Source organism: Acidithiobacillus thiooxidans ATCC 19377 (assembly GCF_009662475.1).
Taxonomy (GTDB): Bacteria; Pseudomonadota; Gammaproteobacteria; order Acidithiobacillales; family Acidithiobacillaceae; genus Acidithiobacillus; species Acidithiobacillus thiooxidans.
Window position 1 is genome coordinate 1,287,814 of record NZ_CP045571.1, and the last position, 24,641, is coordinate 1,312,454.

A 24,641-nucleotide genomic window follows, 5' to 3' on the forward strand; every position below is an offset into this window, starting at 1 on the left:
TGTCAGTGACCTATGCTTTCGATATGGTGAGATGCATGCATGATTTTAAGCGTTTTGGAGTGATTTTCGGCGAATGTCTGGTCGATGACTTCGGCGACAGCCAGCGCCTTGGGGGCGCGCCCTTTAATGTGGCGCGTCATTTAAACGGCTTGGGAGTGCCCGCCATTTTTATCAGCCAGGTGGGCGATGACATCAATGGCAGGAATATCCTGGATCATATGCGGCAATGGCAGATGCCCTTGTCAGGGGTGGCAGTCAGCAAGACTTTGCCAACCGGGCGTGTGGAGGTGCTACCTGACCCGGTAGAAGGTCATCGCTTCGAAATTCTACCCCATCAGGCTTATGACTACATTCCATTCCCTGAAAAATTACCTGAACCTGTTTCCTGGCTTTATCACGGTTCTCTTGCCTTGCGGGAAATCGGTACATCCCGGCAAACCTTGCAGAAATTAGCTTCCATCAGTAACAAGCGATTTCTGGATATCAATTTACGGGCACCCTGGTGGACGCCTGATAGGCTTGCCCCGTTACTGACCGATTCATCTATACTGAAATGTAACGTTGATGAATTAGAAACTTTGCTGGCCGTTTTTTCGCTACGTTCCGGGCCTGTGTTACGCGATAAGATGCGGGTTTTTGCAGACCGTTTTTCATTGGAGTCGATGTTGCTGACTTGTGGACCGGAAGGCTCTGCCTACTGGGATCATAACGACTTTTATGAAGCCGCTGCTGAACCAGTAAATAATCTGGTGAATACGGTAGGAGCGGGTGATGCCTTTTCTGCCGCCTGGTTATGGAGTCTGCTGCGGGGGGAAAGCCCGGAATTACGCCTGCGCCGGGGCGGGGAATTGGCGGCTGCAGTTTGCGCTCTGCAAGGTGCGACGCCGGATTCCCTGGATTTTTATGAATCGTTCATGAGTCGCTGGACCCAAGGCAAAAGTCTGTCTAAACCAATGTGAAGGCGCTAGCCCAGCATCAGCTGTGAGGAGAAAAGCCTTTGGCCGAGAATGAACCTTGTTTCAATAAACCCCGGTACCATGGCGTTAGTCCAGCTCTGGATGATGCCTATCGACTGATTGAGGCTGCTGGTGTCTTCTATGGAGGGCAACTGGTGGGTACGGCAGCCAGCGTCGACCCCAAGGCCCCTGCAGAAAATTATGCGGATTGCTTCGTACGGGATTTTTTCCCCGTCGGATTGATTCTGCTGCTGGAAAATCGGGCTGACGTCGTCCGCTCCTTCCTGCATCTGATTATGCAGCTCAGAGGACAGCAGGAAGAACTTGAAGGGCAGCAGATTGCTCCCGGGGTTATGCCTGCCTCGTTTCGCGTGCAGCGCAATGACCATGGAGAAGAGGAGGTGCTGGCGGACTTTGGCGACCGGGCCATTGGCCGGGTAGCCCCGGTGGACTCGATGATGTGGTGGTCCATGCTCCTGCATGCCTACGTGCTGTATACAGGGGACCTGGATTTTGCCCGCAGCCCAGAAATCCAGCGCATGTTGCGGATGATTCTGAGCCTGTGTTTGCAGAGTCGCTTTGAGGTTTTTCCGACCCTGCTGGTTCCTGATGCCTCCTTCATGATTGATCGACGTATGGGCGTCAATGGTCATCCCATCGAAATTCAGGCGCTGTTCAATGCTACCCTGCGCTGCGCTTCCCTTTTGCTTCCAGAGCAGGGCAGTCAATGGTTGGTAGATTTGGCACAGCGCCGCAGAAATGTATTGCGTTCTTATGTACAGCAGTATTACTGGCTGGATATGGACGTCCTTAACCGGATTTATCGCTTTGAAACGGAAATGCTCGGAGTCAATATTGAAAATCTATTCAATATCCACCCCGAATCCATTCCTCTTTGGGTCCAGGACTGGCTTCCCGACGGGGCCGGCTTTTTCGTAGGAAATCTGGGTCCAGGGCGGATGGATTTTCGCTTTTTTGCCCAGGGAAATCTGTTGATGCTGGCTACGGGCATGGCCACGACTGCTCAGGCACAGGCGTTGACCAGCTTGATTGAGCAGCGCTGGAACGACCTGCTTGGACGAGTCCCCATGAAACTCGTTTATCCCGCCGTTGAGGGGGATGAATGGCGGCTGATCACGGGGTCCGACCCTAAAAATATCCCCTGGTCTTACCACAATGGTGGCAATTGGCCGGTCATGATTTGGCCCCTGGTGGCGGCAACTATCAAGGCGGGACGCATGGATCTGGCAGAGCGGGCCTGGCAAATGGTTGAGCCACGCCTGTTTGCAGACCGTTGGCCAGAATATTACGACGGCCGTCTTGGACGTCTGGTAGGTCGTCGGGCCAATATCGGACAGGTGTGGAGCGCTGCAGGACTATTACTTGCGCGCTATTTCCTGGATGAGCCGGGTCTTCTGGAGCGGCTGGGGTTCGATGAAACACTGGACGAAGCCACGGAGAGTGCAGAGGAGTAGGTAATATGTTTCGGGAGCATACAGTGAGGGTTAGATAATGGACAATCGCCCGGAAAACAAGCCGGACTCAGCCCAGCTCCATCTGGTTCTTATCAGCCTTCACGGACTGATTCGCGGCCAGAATCTGGAACTGGGCCGCGATGCGGATACGGGCGGTCAGATTCTTTATGTCGTCGAATTGCTGCGCGCGCTTGCCGCAGATCCTCGGGTCGGGAGGGTCGATCTGCTCACCCGGAGGATTCACGATTCTAACGTGGCTGATGATTACGCCCGGCAAGACGAGACTCTGCCTGACTTGCCGAAGGCGCATATTATTCGTTTTCCGGCTGGACCTGACGAATACCTGCCCAAAGAAGCCCTGTGGCCTTATCTGGATGGCTTTAGTGATCACGCCATGGAGTATCTGCGCCAGCAATCTCCGAGTCTTATCCATTCTCACTACGCCGACGCAGGCTATGTGGGCATGCGCCTGGCCTTACAGCTCGGTGTGCCTCTGGTGCATACCGGACATTCCCTCGGACGCAGCAAACGCCAGAGTCTTTTGGCCTCTGGAGAGTCAGAGCGCACCCTGGAAAAAAAATATCGCCTGTCCCAGCGTATCCGTGTTGAGGAAGAAATTCTGGCTACTGCCTCCCTGATCATCACCAGTACCCAGGACGAGATCGATAGACAATACGGGATGTATGATTGGGCTAATGCTGAGCGGATGCGGGTGATTCCGCCAGGGGTTAATGTTTCCCGTTTTGAACCCGGCCCTCAACCCTCGCCGCCCATCAGCACAGAATTGCGCCGTTTTTTACGAGCACCACAAAAGCCACCTATTCTTGCCCTGTCCCGTCCCGACGAACGAAAAAATATTGCCGGTCTGATTCATGCCTACGGCCAAAATCCAGATTTGCAGGCGCGCGCCAATCTGGTGATTGTGGCCGGAACACGCGAAGACATTCGTGACATGACTGCCGGTCCACGGCGGGTATTGACGGAAATTCTGCTGTTGATTGATCGTTATGATCTTTACGGAAGAGCCGCCTATCCCCGCCACCATCGTCCCGAGGACGTTCCTGATCTTTATCGCTGGGCGGCAGGCCTGGGGGGTGTTTTCATCAATCCGGCCCTGACCGAGCCATTTGGTCTGACACTCATTGAGGCGGCGGCTTGTGGCTTACCGATTCTGGCGACTGAAAACGGTGGGCCCAAAGATATTATTGCCAATTGCCAAAACGGCGTGTTGATTGATCCTCTGAGTACTGAAGAAATTGGCGAGAAGCTGCTCAGCATGCTGAGCGATAAGACTATCTGGCAAAGTTATGCCAAGAACGGTATTGCTGGGGTACGTCGCTATTATTCCTGGCAGACCCACGTTGACCATTACCTGACCGCTCTGGATGAATTGCCCCACGCCGTTCCTCAGCAACAAGAAAGCATCCCAACGGGCAAACGTATTACTGCCGATCGGCTGTTATTTCTTGGTGCCCGTTTGCTTGATCCAGCACCCATTCCTGAGCAACAGGAAGAATTGGTCGCTCTGCTGCATCGCCAGCGGCGAAAAATGGCCTTTGGTTTGGTCAGTTTTCGTCCTCTCCATGAATTGTTAACCCTGCTTAAGCAGCGCCGCATGAATGTTCCTGATATCCTCATAACCCGTGGAGGGACCCAGATTCATTATGGTGCCAGTCTCTCTCGCGATCAGGGTTGGAGCCGCCACATTGGGGTAGATTGGCAAGGCGATCGGGTATACGACCTGCTTGCCGAAACCCCTGGCGTGCAGATTGTAGGCCGCAGCGGCCAGGGTTTTTATGCCGTGCATGGTTTCATCCATGACAACGCCGAATTTGCGGGATTGGCAGCGCTGAATGATCAACTCCGCAATAACGATATACCCGGCCGCCTGATAGCGCTCAATCCGCAGGAATTTCTGGTGGTCCCTCAGCGCGCCTCCTTTGGTTTTGCCATTCGTTATGTGGCGGATCGCCATGACATCGCCCTCAATCACATACTGGTCATTGGCAGCGCTTATGCGGATCTGGATTTGCTGGGAGGGAATATTCTGGCTGCCCAGGTGGGCGGAGAAAAAGATCTGCAGCAACATGAGGATATTTATCAATCTCAGGCAAGTGGGCTACCAGGAGCGATGGAGGCTATCACGCATTATGATTTCCTGAGCAATAATGCAGCGATCTAAGCAAGGGAAATGGTGATCTGTCTTAAAGGAAGCAGGAGACAAGCATGATGAACGCAACAGAGGCAAACATTCCGACAGTATTACTCTGCTGTGATCTGGATCGAACCCTGATACCAAACGGCAGTCAGCCTGAATCCGCACAGGCCCGTCCTTTGTTTCGGGAGCTTTGCGCCCATCCTGCTGTACACCTGGCGTTGGTTAGCGGCCGCCATCTGCAACTGGTTACCGCAGCCATTGAGCAATGGCAACTACCTGTTCCCAACTTTATCATCGGTGATGTCGGTACAAGCATTTACACCCGCGAAGAAGGACATTGGCGTCATTGGGATCATTGGTCAGCAGAAATTGGCCCTGACTGGGGAGGAATGACGCATCACGACATTACTACGGAGCTTGCCGATATTTCCGCCATCACCTTGCAGCCAGCTGAACAGCAGGGAATATTCAAGGTCAGTTACCAGGTGGATATGGGTATTAATCGCGACATCCTCGAGGCCGAACTGCTCCGCCGCCTTTGGGGCATCGGGGTTAATGCGCGATTGGTCTTGTCTTTCGATGAAATGACCGATACGGGTTTGCTGGATATTCTGCCCAGCAGCGCCAGCAAGCTCCATGCTATAGAATTTCTCGGTCAACAGTGCGCGTATCCCCAGGAGCGCACGGTTTTTGCCGGTGATTCGGGTAACGATCTGGAGGTGTTAGGCAGCCATATTCACTCCGTGCTGGTAGCCAACGCCCATCAGGAGGTCCAGAAAGAGGCCATACGTATGGCTGCAGCGTCGGATCTGGCGGACACCCTTTATATGGCCCATGGAGGATTTCTGGGCATGAACGGGAACTACAGCGCCGGCGTATTGGAGGGACTCGCGCATTATCTGCCCGAAACGGCGGCGTGGATGAAGTTGCCTGCTTCTCAATAAACCGGAAATTCGGTTTTATCGATCATTTTCCGCAACACAAAGCTGGAATGTACGCCCGTCACGCCTTCGATTCTGGTCAGGCGATTCAGTAAGAAATCCTGAAAGTGGGCCATGTCGCGCAGGACCACTTTCAACTGATAATCGGCATCGTGCCCGGTGATCAGATGACATTCCAGAACTTCGTCGGATTTTTTAATCTCTGCTTCAAAATGCTCAAAGCGTTCGGGGGTATGGCGGTCCATGCTGATGTGCATCAGCACCATGAGTTCCAGCCCGATTTTTTCCGGCTGTAACAAGGCCACCTGTTTGCGAATGATGCCTGCTTCTTCCAGTGCCTGCACCCGACGCAGGCAGGGGGAAGGGGAGAGGCCAATTTTTTCAGCGAGGCGCTGATTGCTCAGGCTGGAATCCTTTTGTAAGGCTTCAAGGATGCGGCGATCATACCGGTCCAGGGGCATTTTGGGTTCTCCATTTTTCATGGCGCAATATCCAATCTAAAAAAAGACTATTATAGCAATAATAATGCGTGAACAGCCGCAGTAAAGTCAAAATTCGCAAGCACCTGCCGGATAATGCCACGTATAGTTCTCCCATCGTCTTGAGCAGGCAGGAGAATCATCATGAACAGCTTTAATCATCGTCGTTATCGGGCTTTCCCGGCGGTTCACAAGCCGGATCGGCGCTGGCCCAACCGGCGCATGCATCATGCACCCACCTGGACCAGCGTGGATTTGCGCGATGGCAATCAGGCCTTGGTGTCGCCCATGAGTGTGGCCCAGAAAATGGAAATGTTCGATTTGCTGGTACGGATGGGGTTCAAGGAAATCGAAGTGGGTTTTCCCGCCGCCTCGCAGCCCGACTTTGACTTTGTCCGCAAAATCATTGAGGAAAAACGGATTCCTGAGGATGTGACCATCCAGGTTTTGACCCAGGCCCGAGAAAATCTGGTTGAGCGGAGTTATGCGGCCCTGCAAGGTGTGCAGCGCGCCATTGTGCATGTATACAACTCGACCAGTCCGGCGCAGCGTGAACAGGTGTTTGGTCTGGATAAAGAGGGCGTCAAGGCTATTGCCGTGCGCGGTGCCGAGTGGGTAAAAGCCGGAGCGGCCCGTTTCCCGGAGACCCGGTGGACATTTCAGTATTCCCCCGAAAGTTTCAGCAATACGGAATTGGACTATGCCGTTGAAATCTGCGAAGCCGTGATGTCCGTCTGGCATCCTGAAGAGGGTCAGCCGGTTATTTTGAATTTGCCGGCTACAGTAGAATCCGCCATGCCCAACGTGTTTGCAGATCAGATTGAATGGTTTTGCGACCATTTGCGGGGACGGGAGCACGTTAAAATCAGTGTGCATACCCACAATGATCGGGGTTGTGCGGTGGCTGCCGCAGAATTGGCGGTGTTGGCGGGTGCTGACCGGGTTGAGGGAACCCTCTTCGGGAATGGTGAACGTACCGGGAATATGGACATTCTTACCATGGCCATGAATTTGTATTCTCAAGGGCTTGATCCGAAGCTGGACCTGTCCATGGGGGAGGCCATCAGCGAAATTTACACCCGTTGCACGGGAATGGCGGTTTCTCCCCGCCATCCGTGGTTTGGTGAACTGGTGTATACCGCATTTTCCGGCAGCCATCAGGATGCCATTCGCAAGGGCATCAATCACCGCCAGGGACAGGATGCGGCTGTTTGGGAGGTGCCTTATCTGCCCATCGACCCTGCCGATTTGGGCCGCAACTATGAAGCGGTGGTGCGCATCAACAGTCAATCCGGCAAAGGCGGAGTCAGCCATGTATTGGAAAGGGATTATGGTATTTCCCTGCCGCGCTGGTTGGCTCAGGAATTCAGTGCCGTTGTCCAGAAAGCGACTGAAGAGCAATCCGGCGAGATCACGGCGAAGCAAATATATGCCTTGTTTGAAAGTCATTTTGTGAAGCGCAATGGCGACTGGCAGATGCAACGCTACCGCTTGCAGCGTGAAGGTGAAAAGGTCATTGCCTCGGTGGTCATGGGCACAGAGGCGCATCCCCGCATTTTGCAAGGGAAGGGGAGTGGGGCCGTAGGGGCGCTGGTAGATGCCTTGATTCAGGGTGCTGGGATTTACGCCGAAGTGGAGCAATTTGATCAGCACGCCCTGGGAGCCGGGACTGGTGCCCGCGCCATGGCCTGCGCCCGGGTCAGTGTGGAATCCGCTGGAACCGCTTCAGCAGTATCTTTTGGTGAAGACACCACCGAAGCCGCCTTGCAGTCTGTGCTGAGTGCCATTGGTAAGGCGGGAGCGGTGGTTCGTCTTCATCAGAACGATGCGCAGAAACGGGGATGAGCAAGGAGGGAGGCTAAATGGATCTACTATCCGCCAAAGGCCTCCCAGGCCGTTCTCGCAATCAGGAGCAGCACGACAACAATGAACAGGCGGCGTACAAAAGTAGTTCCATGCGTCATTGCCATGCGGGTACCCATGAGACTGCCCAGCATGTTGCACATAGCCAGAAACAGGGCGAGATGCCAGAGCACATGATTTTTGCTGGCAAACAGAACCAGTGCCGCAAAATTTGACGAGAAATTGACCATTTTGGCACTGGCGCTGGCATGTAAAAAATCAAAACCAAATACGAGAATAAATACAAAAACCAGAAAATTACCGGTTCCAGGACCCAGAAAGCCGTCATAAAAGCCGATGAGCAATCCACCAGCTATGCCCAGAAAGGTGGCGGTCTTTTGGGTAAAGCGGGGTTCATGCACCTGACCCAGCTGTCGGTTCATTAGGGTGTATATCAATACGCCAGCAAGCACAAAGGGCAGGGCGCGGCGAAAGTCGTCGCCATTGATACGAGTGACCATATCCGCCCCGATCAATGAACCTGTCAAAGACGCCAGCGCAGTCGGGATAACGGTTTTCCAGGGGATGCGCACGCGCCGGACATAAGACAAGAAGGCGGCCCCAGTACCCCAGATGGCGCCCGCCTTGTTGGTACCGAGCAGTGTTGCCGGTGCAGCTTGCGGAAAGCTTGCAAAAAGAGCGGGCAGCAGGATCAGTCCACCTCCACCCACAACGGCATCGACAAAGCCTGCAAGTCCTGCGGCTAGTCCAAGGCCCATATCGGCAAAGTTCAGAAACATCATGGGGATGATTTTTATAGGATCAGCAAAAAAATTTCAGGCATGCGCTGCCGCATTTTTTCGGGCGAGGGCTGTTGCCTGTTTGGCTACCTGAGCGCCAGGCAGACCGAAAGTCTCGCGCACAAAACACCAGCCGTACAGCCCAACCAGTATCAATAAGGCAACCCCAACCAGGGATACCAGCAGTGCCGCAGCATAAGTATGCAGGCGCGCCGAAATGAAGGTGATGACCCCCTGTAGCAGCAGGCTTGCCAGCAAGAAAGCCAGCCATACCCGCACATTGGCCAGCACAGCCTGGAATCCTGCCAGCAGGGCCAGATAACCTCTCTGGGTGATACCCGTGACAATGACGCCAACAGACAGCAGCAAAAATGCATTACCCAGCATGGTCTGTGCGGTACCAAGGGCATTGGTGATGAGCGAACGCAACCAGTCCGGCAGCTTTTGCCAGTCGGCAGATTTCAGATTGTGCAAAGTCGCCGCTGAGGAAATATGATCCTGACTGAATATACCCTGCAGATAATGCCGGAATATCAGCATCAGCATCAGCAATGCCGCAACCAGCAGGGCTATTTCCAGGATGAGCCGCAAGAGGGGCCACCAGGGTACGTCGCGAATGCTGCGGCCTACGTCGGTCAACTGTGTACTGCCCTGATGAATCGCCATGGCGACGGCAAATATAATTGCCATGACAATGCAGGAGATGGGAATACTTAGTACAAGTGGTTGCCAGGCTATATTCAGTAGCAACAGCACCAGATAAAGCAGCGCAAAAGACCGGGGCGAAGCACGCAGCAGAATCAGGGAATCCCGCCACCAGCGCAGCAGCCAGCCGGATTCAACGGGCTGTGGTTTAAGCGATGCAGCCATTATTCCATAGTGTGGAAGCAGAAAGGGGCATACGCTGACGATGACGCATCGTCACGGTATGCCCCTCTCCCTGATGACCATTATTGCCACGATGTTTGACCTTGCGGTTGTAAACCGTCTGGTCTTTCTCGATACGGGTAGGGTGAACACCCAGACGCGGTTTTGGCCGTTTGGCCTGGCCATGTATTTTTTCTATTTTCATCAATATCTCCTGAATTCTCCAGAAACTGGACCTAGTCTAGCATGATCCGGGCATGGATGAAGATTTCAGCTTTTCAAAGTGAAAGTTTGCAGCGGGTGCAAGATCAGGCGTGCTGCCAGCCAGGCCAGCAGGGCTGTGAGAAAAATAATACCGATATCGTTTAACGACAGGGATGTAGTCTGAAAAACAAGCTGTAAAAATGGTAACTGCGAAAATAGAGCCTGGAGCAGGATCATGACTACGAGGCTGATAATCAATATCCAGTCACCGCGATCATTCCGCCAGGATCCATACATCGCCAGAAGTACAGCCCCTTCCATGGCCATTAATCCATTCACGGCCAATGTGCGGGCATGCACAACATCATAAAAAGCAATGCCTGTTTTAAAAATCGCAAATACCATCATCACCAAAAAAAGGGTCATTAACGTAATGCGGATCCAGAGAGTTCCAGGAAGCAGGGGCTGAGCAATGGGTCTTGGCAATTGCTGCATCAAGGCCTTATCAGCGCCCATGAAAGCAAAAACAAGCGCCAAAGTAATGGCAGTCACCGTATTGATCCACAAAATTTGCAAGGGCGTAATGGGTAAAATCATTCTGAAAATAACCGCCAGAAAAATCACCATGCCCTGGGCAAAATTGGTGGGCAGCATGAACAGTGCGGTATGCTGGATGTTGTTATAAATATGACGGCCTTCTGCCACAGCGCAGGCAATATGCGCAAAATCATCATCGGCAAGAATCATGGCGGCGGCTTCGCGAGCAACGGTACTACCTGAAAGCCCCATGGCCACCCCAATCTGGGCACGACGCAATGCCGGAGCATCATTAACGCCATCTCCCGTCATCGCGACGATTTCCCCTTCGTCTTGCAACGTTTTTACCAGCTCCAGCTTGTCAGTGGGCTGTACCCTGGCAAATACATTCACCTCACGCGCCAATTGTTGACGTTCTGCAGGCGAAGCGGCCAACCATTGCCCATGATCAACTACCCGAACAGAACCAGCATCCACAAGACCTATCTGGCGGGCAATAGTCGCTGCGGTGCGGGGATGATCACCAGTAACCATAATCACCCGGATACCGGCTCCCCGACAGGCTGCAATTGCCGCCGGTACTGCCTGTCGCGGTGGATCGAGCAGAGCAACGACGCCCAACCAGCGCCAGCCCCCCTGATCCAGAGAAGACCAGCGAGATATATCCGCTTCGGCAAGAGCAATAGTACGCAGGCCCAGATTCGCCATCTCCGAAATAACCCCCTCCCAGAAACCGACCGTCTGATCCAACTCTTGAAAGCAGTGCTGCAACACGAATTCCGGTGCACCCTTGATGGCGATGCGATCAGCATGCAAGGTCGCCATGTAAGGGCTTTCATGGTCAAAAGGACGTGTATCCAGGCGGGGATTGCGTTTTTGATAATGGATTAATGCGCCATCCTCGCCGTGTGCATAGCGTATAAGCGCCTGTTCCAACGGGTCGCCGCTACCCTGTCCGACGTCAGATATTTCTGCGTCATTACAGAGCAGCATGTTTTCCAGCGCCCTGTGCAAGCTCTCGGGATCATTCTGGGTCAGGCGCAAGTCCTCTACGGCCATGCGGTTTTCGGTCAGAGTGCCGGTTTTATCCGTACAAATGACCGTCACGGCTCCGAGAGTTTCTACTGCGGGTAATTGGCGGATGATGGAGCCCCTTTGCGCCATACGCTGGACACCGAGGGCCAGACTGATACTGATAACTGCGGGAAGACCTTCCGGAATAATAGCCACAGCCAGACTGATGGCCGCAAGGATTGCAAATTCGAGACTGTCACCATGCGTCCAGGCGATAAGGGAAGCGATAATAGCCAGGAGGAATACGCCCAGCCCCAGCCATCGGGATAACTGATTGATGCCTATCAGTAATGGCGATTTACCAGCCTTGGTTTGCGCCAGCAACTTCTGAATATGACCGATGGACGTTGCGCCACCAATTGCAAAGACTTCACCCACACCGGAACCCCGCGAGACCATGGTTCCGGCATGCAACACACCTAGTTCATTGTCGTTGATCGGCTGTTTATCCACAGGAACCGATTCGCCTGTCAGCAAGGATTCATCGACCTGAAGCTGATGTGCTTCACGAATATGCAGGTCTGCCGCTATTCTCTCTCCGTTTTCAATCCGTACCCAATCGCCAGGCAGCAGATTTGCGGAGGGCAGTTTTTGCCAATGACCATCGCGAAGTACCAGCGAATATTCCATCAGGTACGACTGCAGGGCAGCAACAGCCTGCTCTGCGCGGTTTTCCTGAATAAAGCCCAGCATAGTATTGATCAGAATCACAGCGACGATGATGCCACTATCCACCCAGTGACCAAGGGCTGCTGAAAAAATAGCGGCAATGCTGAGTATGAAAATCAGAGAGTTGTTAAATTGTTGTAGAAGTCTTCGCCACCAGGGCGTTGGGCTTGGAGCAGGTAATTGATTGAGACCAAACTGCTGCTGCAGTAAAACCGCTTCTTCAGTACTGAGTCCGCGTTTTTCCATGGCATTTCTGCTCTCATCCAGTGTTACTGAAGCCTAAGGGATGCGCGTTATTTTTTCCAGCGACCACTGACCAGCCGCCCAACGTCCAATGCAGGCTGCATCCGGGCTCCAGGCACCCAGCACCATTCGCCAGCCGCCGTCCCGGTGTTCCCAGACGGGACGATGCGTATGCCCATGTACGAGCACATCAAAACCCTGCTCCAGGTGCTGACCAGCAATTCCGAACCGCAGTGCCGTCTGAATGGCCAGAGGATGAGCGTCGGTAATATTCAGGGATTTTTTCTGGACTGCGAGGGTGCTTCCGCGCCGCAGACCGGTCGCCAATTTTTGCAAGCAGGAGTAGGAGAGATTACCGACGCTGAGGCGAATCAAGGGATGACGAATCACCCGCCGAAAAATCTGATAACGACGGTCATCCGTACAAAGCAGATCACCATGGGTGAGCAGGATATTCTGGGTACCCAGGCGCAAGGCCATCGGGTCGGGAATAGGAATAAGGCCAAAGGACGCGAGCAAGTTTTTGCTCAAGGCAAAATCCCGGTTGCCAACCATCACATAGACCCGAATACCTGCTGCAACCAATTGCTGCAGGTGCGCAAACACTTCGGCGTAGGCGCTTTCCCGGGATTGATCGACATGGACCCAGTAATCAAACAAGTCCCCGAGAATAAAAACAGCCTGCCCTTCTTTAGCCCGGGTTTCGCAAAACTGCTGAAAAAGCCGGGTCAGGGCAGGCTGCGGGGGCTCAGGTGCAGATCAGAAATGAACCAGATCGGTCCGTCTTCAAAATCCACATCCAGATAGGGCATGTCAGGCCGTAGCGATACGCTCGCCCTTTTCAATGGTGACGGTATCTTTGGGCACATCCTGGTGCATGCCTTTATTGCCGGTAGGCACTTTGGCGATTTCGTCCACTACTTCCATGCCGCTGACGACTTTTCCAAAGACCGCGTAACCCCAACCTGTGCCAGAAGCGGCTTTGAAGTTCAGGAAATCATTATCAGTCAGATTGATGAAAAACTGGGCAGTGGCTGAATGTGGATCATTGGTGCGGGCCATGGCCAAGGTTCCGCGCAGATTTTTCAGACCGTTTTCCGCCTCATTTTGGATGGGCGCATGGGTTTTTTTCTGCTGCATATCTGCCGTAAAACCGCCGCCCTGAACCATGAAACCGGGAATGACCCGATGAAAAATGGTTTCATCAAAAAAACCTTCATCAACATAGCTCAAAAAGTTTTCGACCGTGTTGGGGGCCTTTTCGGCATCCAGTTCGATGACAATATCGCCCTTGTTGCTATGCAGTACGACTTGTGGATTGGTCATGAAGACTCCTCGGAATTGCAGGGATCCACCCTGTTCAGAATAAATTCACCACTGGGTCAGCGGCAGCGAGTGGGAAGAGTAAAGCGTCAGCCTAGCTTTTGTCGATAGGCGCAAGCATCCTGACGCAGGGTATTCATGGATTCTCCGGGTCAGAACGGGTCACTTCACAGTGAATGCGGCCTCTAGCTAAAGTAGCTACCAGTTGTTCACCGGGATGGGTGCTCTGACTTTCGAAAATAACTCTTCCGGATGTATCCCGTATTACCGCAAAGCCTCTTTGCAATACTGCCAGAGGATCCAGCAAGCGCAGTGCAGACGTAGATTGTTGCTGGCGCAGGTCCGCACGCTGCAAAATATTCAGCATGACTGTTCCCAGATTTTTCTGGCTTTGGCGCAGTTGCTTTTCCAGAATTTGCAGGCGTTGTCCTGGATCCTGACGCGCCCGTCGCTCCTGGAGATAGGCTAGTTGCTGCGCCTGGGATGACAGTTGCAAGGCCATGGCTCGAGTCAAGTTCTCACGAGCGAGTTGCAGGCGTCGCTGGGCCGCATCCAAACCTTCTCCAGGATGGCGCAGGCGTATTTGCAAAAAATCGAGGCGCTGGGATTCATCCTGCATCTTTCTGAGCATGAGCTTTTCAAGTTGATAATGTTGCGCCTGTACTTTGGGCAACCACTCGTTCCGATCAGGGCTGACTGCTTCGGCAGCGGCGGTGGGAGTGGCCGCGCGCAGATCACTGGCAAAGTCCGCAATGGTAAAATCAATTTCGTGACCAATTCCGGTGACTACCGGAATGCGCGAGGCGCGAATGGCACGGGCCACCATTTCTTCATTGAAGCACCAGAGATCTTCCGTGCTGCCACCACCACGGGCAAGAATCAGCACATCTTCGGTGCTGCGCGCATTGGCGCGCCCCAAGGCTTCGACAATCTGGCCGGCAGCCTGATCCCCCTGAACCAGTACCGGATAAACCAGTACGCTGAGTAATGGCCAGCGTCTGGCCAGGGTTGCCCGGATATCGTGCAGGGCTGCACCGGTTGCCGAAGTGATCACGGCCACCCGTTGTGGCCATGTGGGCAGTGGACGCTTTAGATGTGCTTCAAAAAGCCCTTCGGCTGCAAGTTTTTCTTTTAATGCCAGAAAACGCGCCTGCAAGTCACCTTCGCCGGATTCTTGCAATTGCTCAATAATCAGCTGAAATTCACCCCGACCCTCATAGAGCGTAGGTTGTGCCAGCACCTGAATTTGCAAGCCGTTTCGTGGTTGCACCCGGCTATATAAATTTCGTTGCCGAAACATGGCGCAACGTACCTGGGCGCGACTGTCCTTGAGAGAAAAATACCAATGGCCAGAGCCCGGCGCACTGAAATTGGAAATTTCACCCTCGACGCGTAACAGCGGAAAATTGCCTTCAATAATTTCCCGGGCCGTACTGTTCAGTGCACTGACTGACAGTACCGGCATAGATTCTTCAGAAATACGCATGTCTTGACCTCATCCCTTGACCCCATCTGCCCTGCGCTTTAAGGTCAGCATATAACACTTTACTGTCATTCGGGATGGTCCCGTCTGCCGCGCGCGATTCTGCGCAATCCTGTTTACGAGAGGACATAGCATGGCTGTAGTGGAACTTACCCAGGAAAACTTTGAACAAATAGTTACCGGAAATGACATGGTTATTGTCGATTTCTGGGCCCCTTGGTGTGCGCCTTGCAAGGCTTTTGCCCCAACTTTTGAGGCTGCAGCCGAAAAATACCCGGATATTGTTTTTGGCAAGGTAAATACGGATGTGGAACAGGAACTGGGTGCTTCCTTCCAGATTCGTTCCATTCCCACATTGACCATTTTTCGTCAGCAGATTGGTATTTTTTCCCAGGCTGGTTCGCTACCTGCCAGCGCGCTGGAAGAAGTTATCCAGCAGGCACTCGCACTTGATATGGATAAAGTCCGTGAGGAAATCGCCAGTCAACAGGGCGAAAATACCAGTCATTGAGACGTTCACGCCGGCCTAAAAACCGGCGTATAACTGCAGTAGCAGTAATCCCAGCAGGCTAATAACTGCCGCAGTCAAGCCGCTGCGCAACGGCAAAAACCAATTTGGCAAGTTCAAGCGCTTATTTATACGATAATCGGCGAACCACTGTGCGATAAAGCCCAGAATCAGCAGGGCCAGCGCTACGGGTGCTGACCACCATAAAGCAAAAAACCCCCATAATGCCGGAATAACACTCCACATCATCAACATGGGTGCGTCATCGCTGTGTTCACGGTTCATGGCCAGGCCCCAGTGAATGGCACCAAGAAAACTGAGAATAATAGCGGCGTACATATTACCCAAAGTCAAAGCCACCACACCGTAACCTTTCCAGAATCCCAGATTGGCAAGAATAAGGGGAATAATTCCTGCCCAACCGAGTATTTTCGCCATACGCATGCTATCCATGATGACCGTCCTTGAGTGCAGATGAGGCGTTGGGAGCAGAAGCTGCGCTACCAATACCCTTCGGCTGAATATTGGTAAAACCAATGACTACAAGCGCAATCATGGCAGCTGCCCAGAGCACCAGAAACAGCGCGAACAACAGTGGACCCACTTTACGTTTTTTCAAAGAATTCTCCTCATCAGTAAATCACCAGGCATTGACCCGGCGCACACCCATGAAATGCATATTCAGCGGAATTTCAATTTTCCGGGTTTGGGCTGCCAGTTGCTTGGAAAAAGGCATATAGGGAAATGAAAGTCGAATAATGCGCTCAGCCGCTGCATCCAGTTCCTTGTTGCCGGAAGGATCGACCATGATGATGCGCTCCAGTCCGCCCTGGGGGTTGAGCACCACCTTAACTTTCAACTGACCCACCATAGAGCCGGGATAATTGAGATCGCCAATGCGTTCCAGCTTCTGAATCCAGCCGGCGATGTAAAAATCGGCTACCGGTCCTTTGGGGTTCTCGAATTTGGGTAAAGGCGGGCTGGCGGTAGCTTCACGCGCGGCTTGGTCCATTTGTTCCTGCAGCCTTCCCAAATTGATATGGGGTGGACCTGAGGGCTGGATGCTTTGCAGGGTGGATGGCGCCTGAGAAACAGCAGGTTGCGGTTTTTGCGGCAGCGCACGAGGATGAAATACCGGGTGTGGTACGGGGCGTGGCACCGGTCGGGGTACTGGTACTGGTCGCAGCTGCGGCTTTACCGGGTGTGGTTTCACCACCGGCCGGGGATGAGGTATTACCTGCGGTTTTACCGGACTGGGTGTCACGGCCTTATTGGGTAACGGCATAATATGAAAAGTTTTATTGACTTCAGTCTGGTTGTGCAATGCCTGCATTTTGGGCTTCTGGACATGAATCAGTAAAAACAGGGCGAGGGCCACCAAGATTGCTGAAACCACCAACCACGGAGCCAGACTTTCACTCCAATGGGGTTTTTCATCAGGAATCAAAAAGTAAAACTTTTGTTCAGCGAAGGCCAATCGTCCTAACCTCGCGGCAGTGCCGCTCATGAAATATGCCCGCGCAAGGCGGGCGGCAGTACTTAGCTTGTCCTATCAACCGCCACGAGTAAAGCCGGTTAATGCGCGCTTTTGTGCGGTGCTGGAATATGCGGAAGCAATGCTGCAAGCAAGCCCAGCAGCGGCAGGAACGCACAAATCTGGTAAACCACCTGGATACCCCAGACATCCGCGAGCTCACCCAGAACCGCAGCACCCACCCCACCCAGACCGAAAGCCAGGCCAAAAAACAATCCTGAAATGGTACCAACCTTACCGGGAACCAGCTCCTGGGCGTAAACCACCATGGCCGGAAAGGCCGAAGCCAGCAGAAAACCAATGACCACTGTTAATAGTGCACTCATGGTGAGGCCGACGTAGGGCAGGGCCAGGGTAAAAGGCGCGATTCCCAAAAGGGAAACCCAGATGACCTTCTTGCGACCAATGCGGTCACCAATAGGTCCACCCATCAAGGTTCCAGCGGCAACCGCCGCCAGAAAAATAAATAAATGCAACTGGGCTTCCTGGGTGGCAATGTGAAAACGCTGCATCAGATAAAAAATCAGATAGCTGCTGATACTGGTCAGGTAAAGAAATTTGGAAAACATCAGAGCAACCAGAATGATAATGCTGCGTTTGACCAGTTTTGCCGTAAGCAGCGCTTCGCGCACTTCGGTACTGTGCTTTTTCGGATGGCGATGCTGATGTTGGTACCAACGCCCCACAAAAGTCAGAATCACAATGGCCAACAGGGCGGCCAGGGAAAACCAGGACAAGCTGTGCTGGCCATTGGGCATGACAATAAATGCCGCTAACAGCGGACCAACGGCGGTGCCAACATTACCCCCCACCTGAAAAATGGACTGGGCGAGGCCATGACGACCACCCGAAGCCATTCGCGCCACCCGCGAGGATTCCGGGTGAAACACCGACGAACCCAGACCCACCAGTGCGGCTGCAAGCAGGAGTATCAGATAATTGGGTGCAATGGAGAGTAACAATAAACCCGCAAAGGTGGATACCATTCCAATAGGCAACGAAAAAGGCAGAGGATGTCCATCTGTATAACGCCCGACCAGTGGTTGAATAATGGAGGCCGTCAGCTGGTAAGCCAGGGTAATCAACCCGATCTGGGCAAAACTCAAGTCGAAATTGCTTTTGAATAATGGGTATACCGCCAACATCAACGATTGAATGCTATCATTGAGGAAATGTGACACGCTGATGGCACCAAGCACGTCAAAGCGGGTGCCTTCCTGCTTTGACAGGGTGTTTATCTGCGCTGTCTTTTGTATGGACATGGAGAGAAGAGCCTTTCGGAATGGAAAACCAGACGAAATATTAGTGTCCAATTAACCGACCGTCCAGTATGAAATTAAATTTTTGCGCTTGCCCCGAGGATGGGGCCTAGTGTTTAATTGGCAAACATGGAAAAAGACATGAATAACGAACCCTCTTCTGCAGACACGCCCGCAGATTTCGCCAGCACCCTTGATGCCCTCGAAGCTACGGTTCGCCGTCTGGAAGGTGGTCAGCTGGGCCTTGAAGATTCGGTAGCTCTGTTCAAGCAGGGTATGGATCTTGCCAAACGTGCTGAATCACAACTACTGCAGGCGCGCCAGACCGTGGAAATACTGCTGGGAGAGAACGCCACCCCAATGACTCAGGATGAATAATCAATGACCCTGGAAGCCCTGGAGACCACTCAGAATTTTGCGTTATTTCGTCAGCATGCTGTGCGACGCATAGAAGCTGTTTTACAAAGCTTGCTGCCCGACGAACATATTTTACCAGCCCGTCTGCACGGCGCTATGCGTTACAGCACCTTGGGTGGCGGCAAGCGCATACGGCCGCTTCTGGTATATGCTACCGGACTGTGTCTGGACCTTGCCCCGGAAAAACTCGATCGCCCTGCTGCCGCCCTGGAAATGATTCATGCCTATTCGCTGGTCCATGATGATCTCCCGGCCATGGACAATGATGATTTGCGGCGGGGGTTACCGACCTGCCACAAAGCTTATGATGAAGCCACGGCCATTTTGGTGGGTGATGGTTTGCAGGCCCAGGCTTTTGTCGCCCTGTCCGAGCCGGATTGGGGCGTTGATCCTCAATGGCAAGTTCGCATGCTGGCGGCATTGGCCCTGGCAGCCGGTTCTCGGGGTATGGTTGGCGGTCAGGCCATTGATCTTGCGGCGGTTGGCCATGAGCTGGCTTTGCCAGCTCTTGAGCAAATGCATCTGCATAAAACAGGAATGCTGATTCGTTGCGCTATTCAACTGGCTCTTTGTGCCGCAGGCGTTGAAGAAAATTCGGAGCAGGGCGGCATGCTGCTACAATATGCGGATCGGGTTGGGCTGGCCTTTCAGGTTCAGGACGACATTCTGGATGAAATCGGTGATCTGCAACAAACCGGCAAAGCCCAGCAAGGCGCAGATCGTAGTCGTAACAAACCCAGTTTTATCACCTTGCTGGGCTTGAAAGAAGCCCAGAATTACGCCCAACGGCTTCTGGAAGAGGCTCTTGCTGCCTTGCAGTCCTGGCAGCATGAGGCGGATCATCTGCGCGCACTGGCGCGCCTTATTGTAGAGCGGAATAAATGACGGACTTGTTGAAGGGCATTCCCATGCCCGAAGAATTGCGGAGAATGTCTCGCACTGAGTTAAAGGGTGTCGCCAAGACGTTGCGCCAATTTCTCCTGGAAACCGTGAGTCAGACCGGCGGGCATTTGTCTTCCTGTCTGGGTACAGTAGAGCTGGCGGTTGCCTTGCATACGGTTTTCAACACACCCGATGATCGCTTGGTCTGGGACGTAGGTCATCAAGCCTATCCCCATAAAATTCTGACCGGGCGGGGACCCCGCTTTGGCCAACTGCGCATGAAAAACGGGCTTTCCGGGTTTCTTAAACGTGATGAAAGCCCTTACGACAGTTTTGGGGCTGGTCATTCCAGTACCTCAATCAGCGCCGGACTGGGCATGGCGGTAGCCGCGAAACTGAAAAAAAATGATCGCGAAGTGGTTGCTATTATCGGCGATGGTGCTATGACCGCCGGAATGGCTTATGAAGCCCTCAATAATGGGGGCGTACTGGACGCCAACCTGCTGGTGGTCCTGAATGATAATGAAATGTCCATTTCTCCCAACGTCGGTGCGGTTTCCCAGTATCTCACCCGTATCCTTTCCGGGCGTTTGTACAATACCGTGCGTGATGGTGCCGGGCAGGCACTAAGTCTGTTGCCACCGCTGCGCGAGCTGGCCAAAAAAGCTGAGGAAGGTGTCAAGGGGTTGGTTACTCCGGGAACTCTTTTTGAGGAAATGGGCTTCAATTATTTTGGACCTATAGACGGTCATGATCTGGACGCCCTCATTCCTACCCTGGAAAATCTTAAAAAAATTGAAGGGCCACGTCTTTTGCATGTGATGACCAAAAAAGGCAAAGGCTACGGACCAGCCGAAGAGGATCCCTGCGGCTATCATGGTGTCACCCCTTTCAATCAGAGTGACGGGCAAATGGCCAAAAAGGCGGGTGGCCCGCCCAGCTACACCAAAGTTTTTGGCGATTGGCTCTGTGACAAAGGGGCTGCAGAATCCAGTCTGGTCGCCATTACTCCGGCCATGCGCGAAGGTTCGGGCTTGGTGCGTTTTGAGCAGCTTTATCCGGAACGTTACTATGATGTAGGCATAGCCGAACAGCATGCCGTGACTTTTGCTGCAGGCATGGCTTGTGATGGCATCCATCCGGTCGTGGCCATTTATTCGACCTTTTTGCAGCGCGCCTATGATCAATTGTTGCATGATGTCGCCATTCAGAATCTGCCCGTATTGTTTGCCATTGATCGGGCCGGTTTGGTGGGCGCCGATGGGGCTACCCATCAGGGTGCCTTTGATATGGCCTATGCACGCTGCATTCCCAATCTGGTGGTCATGGCACCCAAGGATGAGCAGGAACTGCGCGACATGCTCAATACCGGGTTTGCTTATCCCGGTCCGGCGTTGGTTCGCTATCCGCGTGGGACTGGCGTAGGGCTGGAACTGGATAAAAATCTGGAGCGGACCGTAGCACTAGGCAAGGCTGAGGTAATCCGCTCCGGAAACAAACTGGCCATATTGGCATTTGGTACACGGGCTGCAGCAGCTTTGCAGGCTGGAGAAGCGTTAGATGCCACAGTTATTAACATGCGCTTCGTCAAACCATTAGATCAAGAGTTGCTCCAGGAGTTGACTCAGACCCATCAGGCTTTGCTCACCGTAGAGGAGGGAGTGATTGCCGGTGGCGCGGGTTCTGCTGTGGCGGAATACCTGTTGAACCAGGGGCAAATTGTTCCCATGCGCATTCTCGGGCTTCCCGACCAGTTTATTGAGCAGGGAGATGCCAATCAGTGGCTTGCTGAACTGGGGCTGGATGCTTCTGGAATCACAGCAGCAGGTCGTACTTTGCTGGATTCTCTTGCCCGGAAGCCGGGTCACGCGTAATATCTGACTAAATTGGTCCACTATTCAAAGTGAGGTGCGCGTGAGGAATTGCGCTACAGAGATTCTTGAAGATGTTCAGGGTCGGGTAGATCCCCGTGCCATTCCCATTCAGCAGGTAGGTATTCGTGCCGTCAGGCACCCTCTGCAGATTGCGGACAGAGATGCAGCAGTCCAACCCAGTGTTGCCTTGTGTAACATGTATGTCAGTCTGCCTGCTCATCTCAAGGGTACCCACATGTCGCGTTTCATGGAAATACTCAATAACCAGGAAGCGCCGATCAGTGTCGAAGCTTTTCGGGGCATTGTTGAGCAAATGTGCACACGCCTCGAAGCGGATTCGGCACGACTCGAAATGCGTCTGCCATTTTTCGTGCAAAAAGCGGCACCCGTTTCCGGTGTCAAAAGCATGCTGGATTACGAGGTGGAATTGATTGGCGAAATTACCCCGAAAGGCTATCAATTAACCTTGGGAGTCATGGTGCCGGTAACCAGCCTCTGTCCCTGTTCAAAAAGCATTTCAGAATACGGGGCGCACAACCAGCGTGCCCATGTTTGGGTGCATGTCCGCAGCCAGGAGACTATCTGGGTTCGGGATCTTATTGATTTAATTGAGGCTGAAGCTTCGTGTGAATTGTATGGTTTACTGAAGCGTCCCGATGAAAAGCATGTGACGGAATATGCTTATGATCATCCCAAATTCGTCGAAGATATGGTTCGGGATGTGGCTCTGCGTCTGCAGGAAGATCCGCGAGTGCGCTGGTTTTCGGTGTCATCGGAAAACTTTGAATCCATTCATAACCATTCGGCTTACGCCATGATCGAAATGGAAAAATAATTCATGGCTGGCAGCAGTTTTGGGGAGTGTTTCCGGGTGAGCACCTTTGGCGAAAGTCATGGACCGGCCATTGGCTGTATTATTGATGGTTGCCCGCCGGGAATGCCCCTGGCACCGGAAGATATCCAGGGTGATCTGGATCGGCGCCGTCCGGGGCAATCGCGCCATACCACTCAACGTCAGGAAAAAGATCAGGTAGAAATTCTCTCGGGCGTATTCGAAGGAGTGACCACGGGAACACCCATCGGCCTGCTGATTCGCAATACCGACCAACGCTCCCAAGATTACAGTAAAATCAAGGATCTGTTTCGCCCGGGTCATGCAGATTATACGTATTTGCAAAAATACGGATTACGGGATTATCGGGGCGGGGGGCGCTCATCGGCTCGCGAAACCGCGACGCGCGTTGCTGCGGGTGCCGTCGCCCGTAAATTTCTCAAAGATCGACTGGGCATGGAAATCCTTGCCTGGATGGCGCAGATGGGAACTGTGAAGGCCCAGTCGTTTGATGCTGCTGAAATTTCCAAAAATGACTTTTTTTGTCCAGATGCCAGCGCTGCAGAACAAATGGCAGAATTTCTGGATGCGTTGCGCAAGGAAGGTGATTCCATCGGTGCCCGCGTCGATGCCCGGGTTACAGGTATGCCGACAGGACTGGGAGAACCTGTTTTTGATCGCCTGGAAGCTGATATTGCCAAGGCCATGATGAGCATTAACGCGGTGAAGGCCGTGGCCATGGGGGATGGTTTTGATGTAGTCGAGCAGCGCGGCAGTCAGCACGGCGATGCGCTGACCCCGGACGGTTTTCTGAGTAATCATGCCGGCGGAGTGCTGGGCGGAATATCTTCCGGTCAGAATCTGACGCTTTCGGTGGCCATCAAACCTACCTCCAGTATTCGTATTCCTCGTCAAAGTATTGATATTCATGGTCTGCCACAGGAAGTGGTAACCACCGGTCGCCATGACCCCTGTGTAGGTATTCGTGCGGTACCCATTGTTGAAGCCATGCTGGCTTTGACTTTGATGGATCACTGGATGCGCCAGCGCGCCCAGAATGGAGACGTACAGTCTCCACTTCCCCCTATTTCTGCATAAATAATGGGCATTGAACGGGAAGGGGGCTGGCTGGCCGCCTTCTATTTTGTTTATTTCTGCGCCTTGGGTGCGTTCATGCCCTACTGGGGACCCTGGTTGCATGCGCAGGGCCAAACGCCGCTGGCCATTGGCATCCTCACTGCTGCCGTGCAATTCAGTAAAGTTCTGGCGCCTAATCTCTGGGGGTGGTTATCCCACTTCTGGGGGAGCCGCCGGATTGTGATGCTGGGGACTCTGCTCACCGCTGCCGGGTTTCTGGCACTGGAATTCAGCGACGGTCACTTCCTGGTCATTCTGCTTATCACCCTGGCATTTTCTTTTTTCTGGGCCGCAACGTTGCCATTGGTGGATGCGGCCACGATGGACTGGGCGCAGCGTCGCTCGGCCGCTTATGGTCGCATCCGCTTGTGGGGTTCATTAGGCTTTATTGCCCTGTCCCTGGGAATGGGGGTGTTCATCAGCAACTGGGGAATGCGCGCATTTTTACCCGGTATCCTCGTGTTTTTAGTGCTTGCCTGGTGGGTAAGCCGTCATTTGCCCTACGGAATCCCGACCCATCCGTCACATCAGCTGCGTCCGCGTATGAGTCCGGTCTTGCAGGATGCCGGGCTCTGGTTTTTTTTGTTGGCGGGCCTGCTCGAACAGGCCAGTCACGGCGTATATTATGCATTTTATTCGATTTATGCCGAGGCGCATGGGCTTAGCAGTAGTAGTGTCGGCATGCTCTGGAGTTTTGCCGTGCTTTGCGAAGTAGCCTTTTTCTGGTGGGGAGATCGTTTTATCCGTCGCTTTGGTGTGCCACTGGTTTTTACCGCCTCCTTTTTTCTGACTGCGCTGCGCTGGGGAGTAATTGCCTGGTGGCCGGGCTTACTCTGGATAGTGCTTGTCCAGAGTCTGCATGCAGCCAGTTATGCAGCTTTTCATCTGGCCGCTGTACACTGGGTATCTGAGCGTTTTCCCGGAGCCTTGCGGGCCCGGGGCATGGCGCTTTATGCCAGTATGGTTTATGGACTGGGCGGCGGCTTGGGTGCCCTTGCCGCAGGCTGGTCCTGGGCCCAATGGGGTGGGCAGCTGACTTTTGCCGGGGCCGGTCTGGTGGCCTTGCTGGCCAGTGTTTTTCTGATTAAAGGATTGCGGGGATCCCCTACCCTTGAAAAAAAGACCAGCTGATCCCATGTGATGGTCA

The 24,641-nt window shown here is 53.3% G+C and carries 24 protein-coding genes; 12 read left to right on the forward strand and 12 right to left on the reverse strand.

Going from position 1 to position 24,641, the window contains the following annotated elements:
• The first annotated feature begins 35 nt into the window (after positions 1–35).
• From GCD22_RS06595 to GCD22_RS06610, 4 genes are read left to right on the forward strand one after another with little or no spacing between them, the layout of a single operon-like run.
• Positions 36–959 (forward strand): PfkB family carbohydrate kinase, encoded by a 924-nt coding sequence (locus tag GCD22_RS06595; protein ID WP_031572853.1) that lies wholly within the window; start codon positions 36–38, stop codon positions 957–959.
• Between the two features lie 38 nt (positions 960–997).
• Positions 998–2,431, forward strand: coding sequence for a glycoside hydrolase 100 family protein (locus GCD22_RS06600; protein ID WP_024893745.1), 1,434 nt, complete (start codon positions 998–1,000; stop codon positions 2,429–2,431).
• A 37-nt stretch (positions 2,432–2,468) separates the two neighbouring features.
• The gene (locus tag GCD22_RS06605) at positions 2,469–4,613 is read left to right on the forward strand and encodes an HAD family hydrolase (protein ID WP_031572849.1); all 2,145 of its coding nucleotides are present in this window, start codon (positions 2,469–2,471) and stop codon (positions 4,611–4,613) included.
• 44 nt (positions 4,614–4,657) lie between these two features.
• Positions 4,658–5,533 (forward strand): HAD-IIB family hydrolase, encoded by an 876-nt coding sequence (locus tag GCD22_RS06610; RefSeq protein WP_024893746.1) that lies wholly within the window; start codon positions 4,658–4,660, stop codon positions 5,531–5,533.
• On the opposite strand, the gene GCD22_RS06615 is transcribed toward GCD22_RS06610, so the two are convergent.
• The gene (locus tag GCD22_RS06615; protein ID WP_010639082.1) at positions 5,527–6,012 is read right to left on the reverse strand and encodes an Lrp/AsnC family transcriptional regulator; all 486 of its coding nucleotides are present in this window, start codon (positions 6,010–6,012) and stop codon (positions 5,527–5,529) included. The two genes, GCD22_RS06610 and GCD22_RS06615, sit on opposite strands and share 7 nt — an antisense overlap.
• Positions 6,013–6,153: 141 nt before the next feature.
• Between GCD22_RS06615 and GCD22_RS06620 the strand changes: the two genes are divergently transcribed.
• The gene (locus GCD22_RS06620) at positions 6,154–7,854 is read left to right on the forward strand and encodes a 2-isopropylmalate synthase (protein WP_024893747.1); all 1,701 of its coding nucleotides are present in this window, start codon (positions 6,154–6,156) and stop codon (positions 7,852–7,854) included.
• 26 nt (positions 7,855–7,880) lie between these two features.
• Here GCD22_RS06620 and GCD22_RS06625 read toward each other — a convergent pair whose 3' ends face one another.
• The 7 genes from GCD22_RS06625 to xseA all read right to left on the reverse strand — a co-directional run bounded on the left by GCD22_RS06625 (position 7,881) and on the right by xseA (position 15,054).
• Positions 7,881–8,654: a sulfite exporter TauE/SafE family protein gene (locus GCD22_RS06625; RefSeq protein ID WP_031572846.1), complete on the reverse strand. Its 774-nt coding sequence runs from the start codon at positions 8,652–8,654 to the stop codon at positions 7,881–7,883.
• Positions 8,655–8,687: 33 nt separating this feature from the next.
• Positions 8,688–9,521 carry a hypothetical protein gene (locus GCD22_RS06630; protein WP_010639075.1) on the reverse strand — a complete coding sequence of 278 codons (834 nt, stop codon included), beginning with the start codon at positions 9,519–9,521 and terminating at the stop codon, positions 8,688–8,690.
• Positions 9,505–9,723 (reverse strand): hypothetical protein, encoded by a 219-nt coding sequence (locus tag GCD22_RS06635; protein WP_024893749.1) that lies wholly within the window; start codon positions 9,721–9,723, stop codon positions 9,505–9,507. Before GCD22_RS06635 ends, GCD22_RS06630 begins: the two co-directional genes overlap by 17 nt.
• A gap of 65 nt (positions 9,724–9,788) precedes the next feature.
• Positions 9,789–12,248, reverse strand: a complete 2,460-nt coding sequence (locus tag GCD22_RS06640; protein WP_024893750.1) for a cation-translocating P-type ATPase — start codon at positions 12,246–12,248, stop codon at positions 9,789–9,791.
• 33 nt (positions 12,249–12,281) lie between these two features.
• Positions 12,282–12,977 (reverse strand): UDP-2,3-diacylglucosamine diphosphatase, encoded by a 696-nt coding sequence (locus GCD22_RS06645; RefSeq protein ID WP_244947619.1) that lies wholly within the window; start codon positions 12,975–12,977, stop codon positions 12,282–12,284.
• Positions 12,978–13,058: 81 nt separating this feature from the next.
• Entirely contained in the window at positions 13,059–13,571 is a 513-nt protein-coding gene (locus tag GCD22_RS06650; protein ID WP_024893752.1) for a peptidylprolyl isomerase, read from the reverse strand.
• Between the two features lie 133 nt (positions 13,572–13,704).
• Positions 13,705–15,054 carry an exodeoxyribonuclease VII large subunit gene (xseA, locus tag GCD22_RS06655; protein ID WP_024893753.1) on the reverse strand — a complete coding sequence of 450 codons (1,350 nt, stop codon included), beginning with the start codon at positions 15,052–15,054 and terminating at the stop codon, positions 13,705–13,707.
• A 130-nt stretch (positions 15,055–15,184) separates the two neighbouring features.
• Here xseA and trxA point away from each other — a divergent pair, with 130 nt between their 5' ends.
• Positions 15,185–15,562 (forward strand): thioredoxin, encoded by a 378-nt coding sequence (gene trxA / locus GCD22_RS06660; protein WP_010639060.1) that lies wholly within the window; start codon positions 15,185–15,187, stop codon positions 15,560–15,562.
• A gap of 15 nt (positions 15,563–15,577) precedes the next feature.
• On the opposite strand, the gene GCD22_RS06665 is transcribed toward trxA, so the two are convergent.
• The 4 genes from GCD22_RS06665 to GCD22_RS06675 form a co-directional block, all read right to left on the reverse strand.
• Positions 15,578–16,012 (reverse strand): DUF3429 domain-containing protein, encoded by a 435-nt coding sequence (locus GCD22_RS06665; RefSeq protein WP_175438512.1) that lies wholly within the window; start codon positions 16,010–16,012, stop codon positions 15,578–15,580.
• Positions 16,005–16,178 (reverse strand): hypothetical protein, encoded by a 174-nt coding sequence (locus tag GCD22_RS17925; RefSeq protein ID WP_010639056.1) that lies wholly within the window; start codon positions 16,176–16,178, stop codon positions 16,005–16,007. The genes GCD22_RS06665 and GCD22_RS17925 overlap by 8 nt, the downstream gene beginning before the upstream one ends.
• Positions 16,179–16,199: 21 nt before the next feature.
• Positions 16,200–17,066 carry an energy transducer TonB family protein gene (locus GCD22_RS06670; RefSeq protein WP_226852523.1) on the reverse strand — a complete coding sequence of 289 codons (867 nt, stop codon included), beginning with the start codon at positions 17,064–17,066 and terminating at the stop codon, positions 16,200–16,202.
• Between the two features lie 68 nt (positions 17,067–17,134).
• Positions 17,135–18,355, reverse strand: coding sequence for an MFS transporter (locus GCD22_RS06675; RefSeq protein ID WP_010639052.1), 1,221 nt, complete (start codon positions 18,353–18,355; stop codon positions 17,135–17,137).
• 138 nt (positions 18,356–18,493) lie between these two features.
• Between GCD22_RS06675 and xseB the strand changes: the two genes are divergently transcribed.
• The 6 genes from xseB to GCD22_RS06705 are packed head-to-tail and all read left to right on the forward strand — an operon-like array spanning position 18,494 to position 24,625.
• Complete coding sequence (gene xseB, locus GCD22_RS06680) at positions 18,494–18,730, forward strand: exodeoxyribonuclease VII small subunit (protein WP_024893757.1); 237 nt, start codon at positions 18,494–18,496, stop codon at positions 18,728–18,730.
• Positions 18,731–18,733: 3 nt separating this feature from the next.
• On the forward strand, positions 18,734–19,654 hold the full coding sequence (locus tag GCD22_RS06685) for a polyprenyl synthetase family protein (RefSeq protein ID WP_010639049.1): 921 nt from the start codon (positions 18,734–18,736) through the stop codon (positions 19,652–19,654).
• A complete protein-coding gene (dxs, locus tag GCD22_RS06690) occupies positions 19,651–21,525 on the forward strand; it encodes a 1-deoxy-D-xylulose-5-phosphate synthase (protein ID WP_031572838.1) in 1,875 nt (624 codons plus the stop codon). Before GCD22_RS06685 ends, dxs begins: the two co-directional genes overlap by 4 nt.
• Before the next feature lie 40 nt (positions 21,526–21,565).
• Complete coding sequence (gene folE2, locus GCD22_RS06695) at positions 21,566–22,360, forward strand: GTP cyclohydrolase FolE2 (protein ID WP_024893759.1); 795 nt, start codon at positions 21,566–21,568, stop codon at positions 22,358–22,360.
• Positions 22,361–22,363: 3 nt separating this feature from the next.
• On the forward strand, positions 22,364–23,455 hold the full coding sequence (gene aroC / locus GCD22_RS06700; RefSeq protein ID WP_024893760.1) for a chorismate synthase: 1,092 nt from the start codon (positions 22,364–22,366) through the stop codon (positions 23,453–23,455).
• Between the two features lie 3 nt (positions 23,456–23,458).
• A complete protein-coding gene (locus GCD22_RS06705; RefSeq protein ID WP_024893761.1) occupies positions 23,459–24,625 on the forward strand; it encodes an MFS transporter in 1,167 nt (388 codons plus the stop codon).
• The last annotated feature ends 16 nt before the right edge of the window (positions 24,626–24,641 follow it).